The sequence below is a fragment of the Burkholderia theae genome, from assembly GCF_048565265.1.
In the GTDB taxonomy this organism is placed as follows: domain Bacteria; phylum Pseudomonadota; class Gammaproteobacteria; order Burkholderiales; family Burkholderiaceae; genus Burkholderia; species Burkholderia theae.
Map to the genome: position 1 here is coordinate 389,744 of NZ_CP183463.1, position 13,702 is coordinate 403,445.

The 13,702-nt window shown below is 70.7% G+C and carries 13 protein-coding genes; 5 read left to right on the forward strand and 8 right to left on the reverse strand.

The features are described 5' to 3' along the window. Positions 1-11: 11 nt before the first annotated feature. From ACN22W_RS34545 to ACN22W_RS34565, 5 genes are read left to right on the forward strand one after another with little or no spacing between them, the layout of a single operon-like run. Complete coding sequence (locus tag ACN22W_RS34545) at positions 12-1,025, forward strand: ATP-binding cassette domain-containing protein (protein ID WP_419690525.1); 1,014 nt, start codon at positions 12-14, stop codon at positions 1,023-1,025. After that, on the forward strand, positions 1,018-2,097 hold the full coding sequence (locus tag ACN22W_RS34550) for an ABC transporter permease (protein WP_419690526.1): 1,080 nt from the start codon (positions 1,018-1,020) through the stop codon (positions 2,095-2,097). The genes ACN22W_RS34545 and ACN22W_RS34550 overlap by 8 nt, the downstream gene beginning before the upstream one ends. Before the next feature lie 37 nt (positions 2,098-2,134). Beyond that, positions 2,135-2,677 (forward strand): permease, encoded by a 543-nt coding sequence (locus ACN22W_RS34555; RefSeq protein ID WP_129518314.1) that lies wholly within the window; start codon positions 2,135-2,137, stop codon positions 2,675-2,677. Positions 2,678-2,679: 2 nt separating this feature from the next. Continuing rightward, entirely contained in the window at positions 2,680-4,089 is a 1,410-nt protein-coding gene (locus ACN22W_RS34560; RefSeq protein WP_419690527.1) for an FAD-binding oxidoreductase, read from the forward strand. A 30-nt stretch (positions 4,090-4,119) separates the two neighbouring features. Next, on the forward strand, positions 4,120-4,374 hold the full coding sequence (locus tag ACN22W_RS34565) for a hypothetical protein (protein ID WP_419690528.1): 255 nt from the start codon (positions 4,120-4,122) through the stop codon (positions 4,372-4,374). A 58-nt stretch (positions 4,375-4,432) separates the two neighbouring features. Here the strand turns inward: ACN22W_RS34565 and ACN22W_RS34570 are convergent, their stop codons facing one another. The 8 genes from ACN22W_RS34570 to ACN22W_RS34605 form a co-directional block, all read right to left on the reverse strand. Further along, a complete protein-coding gene (locus ACN22W_RS34570) occupies positions 4,433-4,888 on the reverse strand; it encodes a helix-turn-helix domain-containing protein (protein ID WP_419690529.1) in 456 nt (151 codons plus the stop codon). Positions 4,889-4,899: 11 nt separating this feature from the next. After that, on the reverse strand, positions 4,900-6,054 hold the full coding sequence (locus ACN22W_RS34575) for an NAD(P)/FAD-dependent oxidoreductase (RefSeq protein ID WP_419690530.1): 1,155 nt from the start codon (positions 6,052-6,054) through the stop codon (positions 4,900-4,902). Then, on the reverse strand, positions 6,051-7,472 hold the full coding sequence (locus tag ACN22W_RS34580) for an FAD-dependent oxidoreductase (RefSeq protein WP_419690531.1): 1,422 nt from the start codon (positions 7,470-7,472) through the stop codon (positions 6,051-6,053). The genes ACN22W_RS34575 and ACN22W_RS34580 overlap by 4 nt, the downstream gene beginning before the upstream one ends. After that, positions 7,454-7,762: a (2Fe-2S)-binding protein gene (locus tag ACN22W_RS34585; RefSeq protein WP_419690532.1), complete on the reverse strand. Its 309-nt coding sequence runs from the start codon at positions 7,760-7,762 to the stop codon at positions 7,454-7,456. The genes ACN22W_RS34580 and ACN22W_RS34585 overlap by 19 nt, the downstream gene beginning before the upstream one ends. 65 nt (positions 7,763-7,827) lie before the next feature. Next, positions 7,828-9,105 carry an NAD(P)/FAD-dependent oxidoreductase gene (locus ACN22W_RS34590; protein WP_419690533.1) on the reverse strand — a complete coding sequence of 426 codons (1,278 nt, stop codon included), beginning with the start codon at positions 9,103-9,105 and terminating at the stop codon, positions 7,828-7,830. Positions 9,106-9,273: 168 nt separating this feature from the next. After that, entirely contained in the window at positions 9,274-10,755 is a 1,482-nt protein-coding gene (locus ACN22W_RS34595; protein WP_419690534.1) for an aldehyde dehydrogenase family protein, read from the reverse strand. Positions 10,756-10,841: 86 nt separating this feature from the next. Then, complete coding sequence (locus ACN22W_RS34600) at positions 10,842-12,716, reverse strand: ABC transporter ATP-binding protein (protein ID WP_419690535.1); 1,875 nt, start codon at positions 12,714-12,716, stop codon at positions 10,842-10,844. Beyond that, on the reverse strand, positions 12,716-13,672 hold the full coding sequence (locus ACN22W_RS34605; RefSeq protein ID WP_048248960.1) for an ABC transporter permease: 957 nt from the start codon (positions 13,670-13,672) through the stop codon (positions 12,716-12,718). The genes ACN22W_RS34600 and ACN22W_RS34605 overlap by 1 nt, the downstream gene beginning before the upstream one ends. Positions 13,673-13,702: the final 30 nt, after the last annotated feature.

The window sequence follows — 13,702 nt, forward strand, 5'->3', positions numbered from 1 at the left end:
GGATCCCGACCATGAGCGTCTCGTTTCTCGCTTCCGTGCGCGCGATGTTCGGCCCGCACACCGCATTCGACCGGCCGCAGCGTTCGGGCACGCAGCCGCTGCCCGATGCGCATGCGCCGGGCGCGGCGCTCGGCGCGCGCGCGATCGACGTCGCGGCCGGCGATTTCCGCTTCTCCGCGCGCCACGTCCGGTTCCGGCTCGGCGCGATCACCGCGATCGTCGGGCCGAACGGCTCCGGCAAGACCACGCTGCTCGAAACGCTGCTCGGCTTCCGGCGCGGCGGCAGCGACGTGCGCGTGCTCGACGTGCCGGCCGAGCGCTTCATGCGCGATACGCCGTCGCTGCGGCGGCTCGGCGCGCAATTGCAGAAGGTCGAGTACCCCGACCATCTGCGCATCTCGGAGATCGTCGCGCTGCACCGCGCGATGTACGTGCATGCGGATGCCGCGATCACCGCCGCACTCGGCATCGCCGAACTGCTCGACAAGCCGTGCCGCGCGCTGTCGAAGGGGCAGCGCCAGCGCGTGGACCTCTACGTCGCGCTCGCGCACCGGCCCGAACTGGCCGTGCTCGACGAACCGTTCACCGGCCTCGACCGTCGTTATGCGGGCGTCGTGATCGACCTGCTGCGCGACCGCGCGCGCGGCACGAGCGTCGCGATGATCTGCCATTCCGAAGAAGAGCTGGCCGTCGTCGAAGATCTCGTATGGGTGCGCGACGGCGGCGTGCGCTACCAGGGCGACAAGGCGACGCTGCAGGCGGAACTCGTCGGCGCAGCGCGCGCGGTCCTGCATTGCCGCGACGAAGCCGACGCGCGTGCGCTGCGCAAGCGGCTCGCGGCGCTGCCCGGCGTGACCGGCGTGCGCGTGTCGGCGGCGCACGTCGTCGAAGTGTTCGGCGACGCGACGCTGCATCCGAACGTGCACCGGATCGTCGGCGAACGGGGCATCCAGCATCTCGCGCTCGCGCCCAGCACGCCGGGTGACCTGTTGCGTCTCTGCACCGAGGGCCCTGCCCATGACTAAGGTCTTCCTGATCCTCGTTCGCAACGAGCTGCTCGGTTATCTGCGCAGCCGCTCGTCGCTGTTCTGGACGCTCGTGTTCCCGGTGTTCCTGTTGAGCGTGATGCTGTTCGCGTTCGGCGGGTCCGGCTCGCTCGGCACGGCCGACATCGCGTTCGACGTGCCCGGCGGCCCCACCGCTTACAGCCGCGCATGCGAAGCGCAGATCGTCGCAAGCCTGTCGCACAGCGACACGGTCAAGGCGACCTTCGGCGGCAGCGGCGCGGCGGCCGATCGCGTCACCGTCGTGCTGGGTGCGGACGAACGCACGCCGGCGACGATCCGCTACGACTTCAACGGCTCGCTCGCGGTCAAGGCCGCATCGCGGGTCGTCGAGATCGCGCTTGCGCGCTGCGACGCGCAGCGGCTCGGGCTGCCCGCCGCGCAGGCGCGCTTCGAGAACGCCGCACCGGCGCGCCGCCCGTTCGACTATGGCGCGTTCTTCGCGACCGGCATTCTCGTGATGGCGTTCATGGCGATCGGCCTCAATTCGACGACGACCGCGATCGCCGCGCTGCGCGAACGCAATACGTTCAAGCTGTACGTGTGCTTCCCGGTCTCGCGCGGCGTGTTCCTGGCCGCACTGATCGTCGCGCGGATGGTGATGATGGCGTTGTCGGCGCTCGTGCTGCTGACGGTCGCGCGCGTCGCGTTCGGCATCGCGCTGCCGATCGCGTCGCCTGACGGACTGCGTGCGTTGCCGATCGTGCTGCTCGGCGCGGCGATGGTGCTGAGCATCGGTGTGCTGCTCGCGAGCCGGACCCGCTCGCTGGCGGCCGCCGAACTCGCGTGCAACGTCACCTACTACCCGCTGCTGTTCTTCAGCGACCTGACGATTCCGATGCACGACGCACCGGCATGGCTCAAGGCCGTGCTCGCGTTCCTGCCGACCAACCAGTTCGCCGTTGCGCTGCGCGGCGCGCTGGTCGACGGCGCGCCGTATGCACAGCTCGCGCCGCAACTGCTCGGCATGACCGCGAGCACGGCGCTGTTCCTGTTCGCCGCCGCGCGGCTGTTCCGCTGGCATGACGCATGACGCGTCGCCCGCTGTTTCGACGATGGAGAAAATCCCGATGAAATCGACCAATCCCATAACCGACTACCTTCTGCACGCCAGCAACTTCCTGCCCGCGATCGTGTTCCTGTTCTACGGCCGGCTGGGGCCCGGGCAGCCGGACGTGCGCTGGACGCACGCGTTCCTGATCGGCGGCGTGCTCGCGCTCGTGCACGGCGCGTGGCTGATCCGCCGCGCGGACCGCAACAGCATCGCGCTCGGCGTCGACCTGTTCCTGGTGATCGGCGCCGTGCTCGCGATCGTGTCGCCGACGGGTAGCCGCCTGTGGGGCGAGGAACTCGGGCCGGCCGCGATGCTCGTCTGCGTGCTGGTCGTCGGTATCGTGCATACCGCGTGGTCGGACGGCGGTTTCGTCGACGGCGCATTCGTCGACCATGCGCGCGCGCGTTCGCTGTCGCTCGTGTTGCTCGCCGTCACCGCCGTCGCGCTCGCGGTGTCGATCACGATGCGGCACAGCCCGCTGTGGGGCGGCGTCGTGCCGCTGCTCGCGCTGGTCGTCGTGCGCGGCCGGCTGCGCAAGCAACTGGTGCGGGCGAACTGACGATGAACGCGCTGCCCGAACGCATTGCGCAGCAGCGCGCGCTCGCCGCGACGCTCGGCGACGGTTGGCTCGAAGGCCCATCGTGCGAGCCGTACGCGACCGACGCGGCGCTGATCGGCGGCGTGGCGTTGGGCGTCGCGCGACCGGCATCGACCGCCGACACGAGCGCGCTCGCACGCGTCGCCGTCGCGCACCGGATCGCACTCGTCGCGCAGGGCGCGCGCACCGGGCTCGTCGGCGCCGCCGTGCCCGATCGCAGCGGCACGCAGTGCGTGGTGTCGTTCGACCGGATGCGTGCCATTCGCGCGTTCGATCCGGCGAATCGCAGCATCACGGTCGAGGCCGGCGTGCGCCTGTCCGACCTCAATCGCGTGGCGGCCGAAGCCGGCCTGTGCCTGCCGATCGATCTCGGCAGCGATCCGGCGGCCGGCGGCCTCGTCGGCGCCAACGCGGGCGGCAGCCGTCTCATCAAGTACGGCGACGTGCGCCGCAACGTGCTCGGCGTCGAAGTCGTGCTTGCCGACGCGGCGGGCACCGTGATCGACGCGCTCGCGCCGCTGCGCAAGCGCAACGCGGGCTTCGACGTCACGCAGTGCTTCATCGGTGCGAACGGCGCCAACGGGCTCGTGACGGCCGTATCGTTCGCGCTCGCGCCGCTGGAACGCTCGTCCTGTGCGGCGTTCGTCGCGTTCGCGTCGTACGATGCGGCGCTCGCCGGCCTGCTCGCGTTCGAGCGTGCGTTCGGCGAGATGCTGTCGGCGTTCGAATTCATGTCGGCGACCGCGGTCGGCTGTGTCGCCGCCGCGTTTCCGGCATTGCGCGTCCCGTTCGCGGCCGGCGATGCCGCGTGCTACGCGCTCGTCGAGATCGCGACCGGCATGCCGGGGCTCGATGCGTTGCTCGAGGAGCGCGCCCTTGCCACGCTCGACGCGCTCGCGAACGAACGCGTGGTGCTCGACGCGGCCTGCGCGCCGGCCGAACGATTCTGGCGGATCCGCGATGCACTGCCGGCCGCGGTCGCGCAGGACGGCATCCCGTTGTCGTTCGACGTGTCGTTTCCGCGCGGTGCGCTTGCCGCGTTCATCACCGACGCCGAGCAGTGGATCGCGGCCGCGCATCCGTCGCTGCGCTGTCATGCGTTCGGCCATTTCGGCGACGGCGGCTGCCATCTCGTCGTGTCGATCCCGCACGCCATTGCGCAACGGTACGGACCGCTGCAGCAGGTCGCGCTGCGCGGCGCGCTGTATGACCGCGTCGTGCGCGCGGGCGGGTGCTTCAGCGCGGAACATGGCGTCGGCCCGGTCAATGTCGCGTACTACCGGAAGCTTGTCCCGGCCGAACCGCGGCAGCTCGCCGCTGCCGTCCAGCACGCGATCGACCCGCTGGGTTTGATCGGGCGTGTCCGATACTGACGCGCCGTCACGGCGCCACGGAGAATTCGCATGATGCTTCAACACCCGCCCAGCGCAGGCACGCCCGCCGAACCGGATGCGGATCAACCGCTGTCCGGCATTCCGACGACCCTGCCCGACTCCGGCGTGGTGGTCAATGTGGATGGCATCGCGTACCTGATCAATCTGCCGCGACGCGACCATGCACGCCCGGCGCTGTGGCGCGACCTCGAACAATGGCGGGACGGCAATTCGAACCACCTCGCGCCCTATCGGGTTCGGAAGCCGGACACGCGGAAAGACTGATCGTTCGTACGCAGGTGCGAGATGACTCGGCGAGGTCCCGGTGTCATCGTGTCCGGGCTCACCGAAGGGCCAGCGTATCCGTCTCGCGCGGTGTGGGACACGATCCCGACGTCGTCGAATTCGATCGCGCCGCGCGCGGCCCGTCGACGTAATCGCGCGGCGTGCGCCCGAGCACCCGGCGGAAATGGCGGCACAGATGGCTCTGGTCGAAAAACCCGACCTCGGTCGCGACGACCGACGGCGGCAGCCCCGCGCGCAGCAGGTCCTGCGCGCGCCGGACCCGCACGAGACACAGATAACGATGCGGCGAAACGCCCAGCTCGCTGCGAAAACGCGCGGCAAACCGCGACACGCTCAGCCCGGCGACCGTCGCGAGCGCCTCGATGCTCAACGGCTGCGCGTACGACGTCTCGATGATGCGCAGCGCGCCGCCGACGGCATGCGACACGGATTGCGCGACACCGAACGGGCGGATCGACGCGGGCTCACCAGCAGAATGAAAAACGTCGGCCATGCGAGGCTCCATCAGGTCGTCGCGTGCGTCGCGTCGGCCGGCGCCGCGAAGCGCGCGATCGCGAACGGATCGATCGGCGTGCTCGTCGCCCCCGTGTCGATCAGCTCCGCCATCGTGTCGCCGACGCCCGGCCCGAGCTGGAAACCGTGCCCGCAGAAGCCGAACGCGTAATACAGCCCGTCGACCTTCGCGCTGCGCCCCATGATCGGCCGATCGTCCGGCATGTAGCCCTCGACGCCGCTCCATACGCGAATGATGTTCAGCCGCGTCAGCGCCGGTGCGACGCGCGCGAGCTGCGTGAACTGCAGCAGCGTGCTCTCGGGCAGCACCTTCGCGCGCCGTTCGTCGAGATAGGCCGGCGCACGCGCGCAGCCGCCGATGACGATGTTGCCGCGCTCGACCTGCCGGAAGTACACGACTTCCTCGATCTGCGGCGACGAGACGCCGACGGACGGCAGGATCGAATACGGCACGGGCTCCGTCACGCACATCTGCGGCCCGTTGACCGCGATCGGCACCGGCTCGCCGAACTGCGTGCTGAGCTGGTTGCCCCACGCGCCGGCCGTCACGAGCAGATTCGGCGCGCAGAACACGCGCCCGTCTTCGCTCGTCGCGCGGAATGTATCGCCGTCCTTCTCGACGGTCGCGATCGCGGTGTTCTCCTCGATCCGCGCCCCCGCGCGCACCGCCGCACGGCCGAACGCCGGTGCGGCGAGCCGCGGGTTCGCATGGCCGTCCAGCGCCGAATGGGACGCGCTCAGCACCTCCGGGCCGAGAAACGGAAACTTCGCGCGCATCGACGCGCCGCGATACAGGTCGAGCTTCAGCCCGTAATGCGCGGCCTCGCGCGCATAAACGTCGAACGAGTCGTCCTGCTCCTGTCGGTAACACACGCGAACGTGCCCGGTCTGCAGGAATTCGGCGCTGTGCCCGATCAGTTCGGGCATGCGGCCCCAGATCTCGCGCGAGCGGTTCGCCAGCGGCAATTGCGGCAGGAATCGGCCCTGGCGTCGCACATTGCCGAAGTTGGTGCCGCTCGCCTGCTGCCCGATCAGCCCGCGTTCGAGCAGAATCACCGAGCGGCCGCGCCGGCGCAGGAAAAACGCCGCCGCGGCCCCCATGAAGCCGCCGCCCACGATCACGACATCCGCATCGGCCCGCATCATTCGTCTCCCGTCATCGCCGCGGCTTCGGCCCGCGGCGCGGGCGGCCCGCCCGCCGCACGCAGCGCGACCGGCAGCGGCTTCACGGGCGCCTGTCCGCGCAGACGGCCGACCGCTTCGAGCGGCACACCGGCCGCGGCGGCAATCACCTCGGCGCCCGCGTGGCCGCAGTAACGGCCCTGGCAGCGCCCCATTCCGACGCGGCTGAACGCCTTCGCGCGATTCGCTTCGCACGCGCCCTCGTCGCGGATCACGCGGCGCAACTCACCGACGCTCACGCCCTCGCAGCGGCACAGGATCGTGTCGTCGGACAGCGTCGCGGCCTGTTGCGCGGGCCACGGAAACGCCTGCGCGAGCCCCGCGCTGAAACGGCCCATCTTCGCGCGTTCGCGCTGCAACGCGGCGACCGCGCGTGCGTCGACCGGCCGCCCGAGATCCGTCAGCACCGCGAGCGCCGCGAGGCGGCCCGCCGCTTCCGCGCCGTCCGCGCCGAGCACGCGCGCGCCGTCGCCGGCCAGATAGACGCCCGCGACCGAGCTGCGTCCCAGGTCGTCGAGCTGCGGCAGCCATTGCCGCGTGTCGCCGTCGAAGCGGAACGCGCAACCGGCCAGATCCGCGAGCTGCGTCTCCGCGCGCAGGTGGTAGCCCAGTGCGAGCGCGTCGCAATCGATGACCGCGGCGGTGCCGTCGGCCGTGCGAAAACTGACGCCCGACACGCCCTGCGCGGGATCGCCGTGAATCTCGAGCGGCTCGATCCCGTGCTCGATGCGCACGCCGGCACGCTTCAGCGCACGGGTGAGCGCGATGCCCTTCACGAGCACGTCGGGCCGCGCGAGCAGTTTCGGCAGCGCGCGCAGCCGGTTCGCGGCGGGCGACGTGTCGAGCACGGCTGCGACGTTCGCGCCGGCCTGCACGTACTGGTTCGCGACGAGATACAGCAGCGGGCCCGAACCCATGAACACGACGTTCGCACCGATCGCGCAGGCCTGCGCCTTCAGCGCGATCTGCGACGCGCCCAGGCTGTACGTGCCCGCGTACTGCCAGCCCTTGACGGGCATCAGCCGGTCGGTCGCGCCCGGGCACAGCACCAGCGCGTCGTACGGGCGGCGCTCGGACGCGCCATCGTGCGCGGTGTAGAGCGCGCCGCCGGACACGTTCCACGCGAGCGTATCGGGCGCGTAGTCCAGCGACGCGCGCAGGCGCTCGAACGTGTCGTGCAGGTCTTGCGCGCGCACGGCCTCGGTGCCGTACAGCTTTTCGTAGGGGCGCGAGAACGTGTCGGGCTGACGCCGGTAGATCTGGCCGCCGTCGCGCCGCCCTTCGTCGATCACGAGCGGCCGCACGCCGGCTGCCACCAGCGTCTGCGCGCAGCGCACGCCGGCCGGCCCGGCGCCGACGACGATTACGCGAGGCTCGACCATTGCGCCTCCGGTTGGCGGGTGACGATGTCGAGGCCCGCCTGCACGACGGTCGTGCACGCGCGCAGGCGCTCGCCGTCGGCGGTCCAGACCCAGCAGTCCTGGCACGCGCCCATCAGGCAGAACCCGGCCCGCGCCTCGGGGCCGAACTCGGACTGCCGCACGTGGCCGGTCTGCGTCAGCATCGCGACGAGCAGCGTATCGCCCTCGAGCCCGGTCACCGCGCGGCCGTCGACGCTGAATGCAACCGGACGGCGCCCGGTTTCGGCGAGACGAACGAATCGCCCTGTCATCTGCAACCCTCCTGTCGCGCGAGCGGCCCGCACACCGGCCGGCCCGCCGCGTCGCTGTTCATCATTCAGTGCAGGATGTCCTGCAGCCGGTAGTACGCGCCGACGAACGGCAGGAACCACGCGTGTCCGAAATGGCCCGGCATCGCCGGCCAGTCGAGCTCGCGCCACGGATTCGATGCGGCCGCGCCGTACAGCACGTCCGCCATCACGCGGCCCATGTGCACCGACATCTGCACGCCATGGCCGCTGTATCCCATCGAGTAATACACGCCGTCGTGCTGGCCCGCGCGCGGCAGGCGGTCGGCGGTGATGTCGACGAGACCGCCCCAGCAATAGTCGAGCCGCACGTTCGCGAGCGCCGGGAAATAGGCTGCCATCCCGGCGCGCAGGATATCGCCGCTTTTCGCATCCGAGCGCGGGCTCGACATCGCGAAGCGCGCGCGGCCGCCGAACAGCAGCCGGTTGTCGGGCGTCACGCGGAAGTAGTTGCCGATATGGCGCGACGTCACGTACGCGCGGCGGTGCGGCAGCAGCCGGTTCAGCTGCGCGTCGGGCAGCGGCTCGGTCACCACGATGAAACTGCCGACCGGCGCGATGCGCCGCCGGAACCACGCGAACGGCCCGTGCTGCGATGCGCCGGTCGCGACCAGCACGCGATCGGCCACGATCGTGCCGCGCGTGCAGGTAATCGCGTGGCGCTCGCCGTCGAGCCGCTCGAGCTGCGTGACGGCCGCATGCTCGTAGATGCGTGCGCCGGCCCGCGCGGCGGCCTGCGCGAGTCCGACGCCGAACTTGCCCATGTGCATCTGCGCGCCGTTGCGTTGCAACAGGCCGCCGTGGAAGCCGTCGGAGCCGACCTCGTCGCGAATCCGCGACGGTTCGATCAGTTCGATGTCCGGATCGACGTCGCGCCGCAATGCGTCGAAGGTCTTCGCGAGCCCCGCGAAATGCTGCGGCTTCGCCGCAAGCTTCAGCTTGCCGGCGCGCCGGAAATCGCAGTCGATCGCATGGTCGGCAACGATCGTCTCGACACTCTTCACCGCGCTTTCGTACGCGCGGTAGAACTGCTTCGCCTGCACGGCGCCGATTCGTCCGGCAAGCGATGCATAGTCCTGCGCGACGCCCGTATTGCACTGACCGCCGTTGCGGCCGGACGCCTCCGCCGCAACCTGCGCGGCTTCGAGCACCACGACCGACACGCCGCGCTGCGCGAGCGCCAGCGCCGCCGACAATCCGGTAAAGCCGCCGCCGATCACGACCACGTCGGCACGCCCTTCGACGCGCCCTTCGCTACCGGCGCCAAAGGCGGGTCGGGTATCCAGCCAGTACGATTCGAATTTCATCGGATCCTTCGTGAGCATTCCGCGCTCGGACGATCGCCGCCCGGTGAAAACCATTTAATCATCGCCAAAAAGCGCAGTTGCCGCGTATTGGCGCGCGGCGCGCGCATCAAACGCTGTTTTGCACGGCCGCGGCAGCACACCCTGCTCGACATGCGCCGGCGCCATCCGTCACGCCTCCACCGACATGTCGATCAGCACGCTCTTGAAGCGCAGGTTCGCCTCGTAAGCGTAACGACCGAGATCCTTGCCGATGCCCGACTGCTTGTAACCGCCGGTCGGGATCACGAAATCCGACGTGCGGCCATAACGGTTGATCCACACGGTGCCGGCCTCGAGGCCGCGCATCATCCGCAGTGCGCGCCCGAGATCGGCCGTATGCACGCCGGCCGCGAGCCCGTACTTGTCGTGCGCGGCGAGCGCGAGCGCCTCGTCCTCGTCGTCGAACGTCTGCACGGTCAACACCGGCCCGAAGATTTCGTCGCGCACGGCCGGCGATTGCGTCGTCACGCCGGTCAGGATCGTCGGTGCGTAAAACGCCCCATCGCCGGCGAGCGCGATGCGCGCGCCGCCCGCGACCGCCTGCGCGCCGCCTTCGAGCGTGCGCTGCACGATCGCGTCGATCCGCTGCAGCTGCGGCTGCGACACGATCGGCGCGAGCGTCGTGCCGGCCGCCCAGGTCATGCCTGGCTTCAACTCGGCGAACGCGGCCGCAACCCGGTCGACGAAGCGCGCTTCGATCCCGCGCTGCACGAGCAGCCGCGAACCGGCAACGCACACCTGCCCCGCGTTGCCGGCGATCGCGGCGGCGACACGCCGCGCGACCGTATCGAGGTTCGGCGCATCGGCGAACACGAGCTGCGGGCTTTTGCCGCCGAGTTCGAGCGTGACGGGTTTCGTGCCGGATTGCGCGCACGCCACCATGATCGCCGCGCCGGTCTGCGTCGACCCGGTGAACGTCACCTTCCCGATTCTCGGATGCCGGCACAGTGCATCGCCGGTCGTCCGGCCGTCGCCCTGCACGACGTTGAAGATGCCCGGCGGAATCCCCGCCTCGATCGCGAGTTCGGCCAGCCGCAGCGCCGAGAACGGCGTCATCTCGGACGGCTTCAGCACGACCGCATTGCCGGCCGCGATCGCCGGCGCGATCTTCCACGACGCCATCACCAGCGGGAAGTTCCACGGCGCGATCGCCGCGATCACGCCGTACGGTTCCGCGATCGTCATCCCGAGATGATCGCTGCGCGTGGCGGCGACTTCGCCGCCGATCCGGTCCGCCCACTCGCCGTAGAAACGAATGCCTTCGGCGGTAAACGGCACGTCCCAGCGCGCCGCGTCGGCGATCGGCCGGGTCGAGCCGACCGCTTCCAGCGGCGCGAGCGTCGCGACATCCGCCTCGATCAGGTCGGCCCAGCGCCGCATCGCGCGCGCCCGCTCGCGCGGCGCGCGGCGCGCCCAGTCGCTCGTCTTGAACGCATGCCATGCGTTCTCGACCGCGTGGTCGACGAGCGTCGCGTCGGCGATCGGCAGCGTCGCGTACACGTGGCCGTCGGACGGCCTGCGCACGTCGAGCGCCGCCGCGCCGTCGATGAATGCGCCGCCGATGAAGTGCGCGCTGCGCACCGCGACGACGGCCGGATCGAAACTGTTCATCAGGATGACTCCGGGGTGCGTCGCGCCCGGCGCCGACGGAACGGCCATCGGCAAACCAGCGCGACGAGTGAATGGCGTGGCATGGGCTACAGGCGCACCGGTTGCGACGGCACGGCGGCCGCAACGGGCGGCTCCGCCTGGAAGCGCGTCAGGTCGTCCTCGCTGCGATGGCACAGCACCTGCGCGCCGTTGTCGAGGGTGCGCAGCACGGGCGCCGTCCGGTTGCATACGCCGTCCACCCGCATCGCGCAGCGCGACAGGAACGGGCACAGCGCGGCGTTGTCCGCGCTCGCGCCGATCGGCACCAGCGGCTGGTGGCAGCGCTCGGCCGCATCGTCGAGCCAGCCCGCGCGCAGTTCCGGCGCCGACGACACGAGCAGGTGCGAATACGGGTGATAAGGCGGCGCGCACAGCGCGTCGCGGCTGCCCGTCTCGACCCGGCGGCCCGCGTACAGCACGACGATGTCGTCGCTGATCGCGCGCACCTTGGCGATGTCGTGCGTGATGAACACGTACGACACGCCGAGCTTCGCCTGCAGTTCGCGCAGCAAGTCCATGATCGCGGCGCCGACCACGGTATCGAGCGCCGACGTCACCTCGTCGCACAGGATCAGGTCGGGCTCCGCCGCGAGCGCGCGCGCGAGGTTCACGCGCTGCTTCTGCCCGCCGGACAGCTCGCCGGTGCGCCGCCCGGCGACGGCCTGCGGCAGCCGCACGAGCTCGAGCAGTTCCGCGACGCGCCGCCGGGCGCGCGCGCCCTTGATCCCGTGATAGAACGCGAGCGGTCGCGCGAGCGTACGCTCGACGGTATGCACCGGGTTGAGCGCGGTATCCGCGTTCTGGAATACGATCTGCACGCGCCGGTGCTGCTCCTTCGTGCGTTTGCCGATGTCGAGCGCGAGCGGCTCGCCGTCGAGCAGGATCTGCCCGCCGGTGGCCGGCACCAGGCCCGCGATCACCTTCGCGAGCGTGGTCTTGCCGGAACCCGATTCGCCGATCACGCCGACGGTCTGCCCGCGCCCGATGCGCAGGTCCACTTCGTGCAGGATCACCTTGGCCGGCCAGCCTTTCGCGGTGCGGCCGCCGTAGCCGGCGATCGCGCCACGCACGTCGAGCAGCGGCGCGGGCGCGGCGGGCGCGAGGCTCGCCGCCCGTTCGGCATCGCCCGGCGCGACCGCCGCGATCAGGCTCTGCGTGTAAGGATGCACGGGCGCATGCAGGATCTGCTCGGTCGCACCCGATTCGCGGATCACGCCGTCGCTCAGCACGATGATCCGGTCGGCCATCTGCGCGACGACGGCCAGGTCGTGCGACACGTACACCGCACTCATCCCGTAGCGCCGGATCACGCTCTTGAACGCCAGCAGCACGTCGATCTGCGTGGTCACGTCGAGCGCCGTCGTCGGCTCGTCGAGGATCACCAGCTCCGGATCGGTGATCAGCGCCATCGCCGCCATCAGGCGCTGCAACTGGCCGCCCGACACCTGGTGCGGATAACGCTTGCCGATCGTCTCCGGCTCCGGCAGCGCGAGCGCGCGGAACAGCTCGACCGCCTTCGCCTGCGCGTCGCGCTTCGTCAGCGTCCGGTGGATCAGCGCGCTCTCGATCACCTGGTCGAGGATCGTGCGCGACGGGTTGAACGCGGCGGCCGCGCTCTGCGCGATGTACGCGACCCGGCGGCCGCGCAGCGCGGTCAGCGCCTGCGCGGACAGCGTGCAGACGTCCGCACCGTCGAGCTTGACCGAGCCGCCGGCGATCCGGCAGCCGGCGCGCGCATGGCCCATCAGCGACAGCGCGATCGTCGTCTTGCCCGAGCCGGATTCGCCGATCAGCGCGAGCACCTCGCCGCGCCGGACGTCGAAGTCGACACCGTCGACGATCGTCGTTTCCGTACCGCCCGGCCGGCCGCCGACCACGCGCAGCCCGCGCACCTCGACGAGCGGGTTCGATTCGTGTCGCATCAGTGTGCTCCCGCGGCGGCGGCCGCACCCTTGCGGCGGCCGCGATGCGGCAAGCCGTCGATCAACAGGTTGACGCCCACCGTCAGGATCGCGATCGCGACCGCGGGCATGATCGCGACGGCCGAGCCGTCGCCGAGGCTGGCGATGTTCTCGCGCACGAGCGAGCCGAGATCCGCGTACGGCGGCTGCACGCCGAGCCCGAGAAAGCTCAGGCCGCTCAGCAGCAGCACGACGAACGTGAAGCGCAAGCCCGTGTCGGCGAGCATCGGGTGAATCATGTTCGGCAGCATCTCGACGCACGCGATGTACAGCGCGCTCTCGCCGCGCGCCCGTGCGACCTGCACGAATTCGAGCGTGCTGATGTTGACCGCCAGCGCGCGCGCGATCCGGTACGAGCCCGGCATGTAGCTGATCGCGGCCGTCAGGATCAGCAGCGGCAGCGACGAGCCGAACGCGGCGACGATCATCAGCGCGAACATCTTCGACGGGATCGACGTGAGCGCATCGAGCACGCGGCTCATCGTCTCGTCGACCACGCGGCCCGACACCGTCGCGAGCAGCCCGAGCGTCGTGCCGGTCAGCGCGGCGAGCAGCACCGCCGCAAGCGCGAGCAGCACGGTCAGCCGCGTGCCGTACAGGATCCGGCTCAGCATGTCGCGGCCGAGGAAGTCCGAGCCGAACGGCAGCTTCGCGCTGAACGGCGCGAATACGTCAGGCGTCACGATCGTGCCGACGTCGTGCGGCGCGAGCAGCGGCGCGAACACCGCGATGAACAGCATCAGGCTCGCCATCGACAGGCCGATCCAGCCGCCGGTCGTCAATGCGGGGCGCATCGCGCGGCGCTTGCGCGGTTGCTCGGGAGAAGGCGCGGCAGGCGGCGTGTCGCCCCACGACGGGCGCGGATCGCCGGGCGGCGGCAGCGCGCTGCTGCGTTGTACGGGTTCGGTCGGGTGCATGTTCGGCATCTCGGGAGAAGGACGGGACGG

Excerpts from the sequence above, each read along its gene's own strand:
- ACN22W_RS34580 (WP_419690531.1), bottom strand. The coding sequence starts at position 7,472 with ATGGTCGAGCCTCGCGTAATCGTCGTCGGCGCCGGGCCGGCCGGCGTG.
- ACN22W_RS34600 (WP_419690535.1), bottom strand. The coding sequence starts at position 12,716 with ATGCGACACGAATCGAACCCGCTCGTCGAGGTGCGCGGGCTGCGCGTG.
- ACN22W_RS34560 (WP_419690527.1), top strand. The coding sequence starts at position 2,680 with ATGAACGCGCTGCCCGAACGCATTGCGCAGCAGCGCGCGCTCGCCGCG.
- ACN22W_RS34545 (WP_419690525.1), top strand. The coding sequence starts at position 12 with ATGAGCGTCTCGTTTCTCGCTTCCGTGCGCGCGATGTTCGGCCCGCAC.
- ACN22W_RS34595 (WP_419690534.1), bottom strand. The coding sequence starts at position 10,755 with ATGAACAGTTTCGATCCGGCCGTCGTCGCGGTGCGCAGCGCGCACTTC.
- ACN22W_RS34565 (WP_419690528.1), top strand. The coding sequence starts at position 4,120 with ATGATGCTTCAACACCCGCCCAGCGCAGGCACGCCCGCCGAACCGGAT.
- ACN22W_RS34590 (WP_419690533.1), bottom strand. The coding sequence starts at position 9,105 with ATGAAATTCGAATCGTACTGGCTGGATACCCGACCCGCCTTTGGCGCC.
- ACN22W_RS34585 (WP_419690532.1), bottom strand. The coding sequence starts at position 7,762 with ATGACAGGGCGATTCGTTCGTCTCGCCGAAACCGGGCGCCGTCCGGTT.
- ACN22W_RS34550 (WP_419690526.1), top strand. The coding sequence starts at position 1,018 with ATGACTAAGGTCTTCCTGATCCTCGTTCGCAACGAGCTGCTCGGTTAT.
- ACN22W_RS34555 (WP_129518314.1), top strand. The coding sequence starts at position 2,135 with ATGAAATCGACCAATCCCATAACCGACTACCTTCTGCACGCCAGCAAC.
- ACN22W_RS34575 (WP_419690530.1), bottom strand. The coding sequence starts at position 6,054 with ATGATGCGGGCCGATGCGGATGTCGTGATCGTGGGCGGCGGCTTCATG.
- ACN22W_RS34605 (WP_048248960.1), bottom strand. The coding sequence starts at position 13,672 with ATGCACCCGACCGAACCCGTACAACGCAGCAGCGCGCTGCCGCCGCCC.
- ACN22W_RS34570 (WP_419690529.1), bottom strand. The coding sequence starts at position 4,888 with ATGGCCGACGTTTTTCATTCTGCTGGTGAGCCCGCGTCGATCCGCCCG.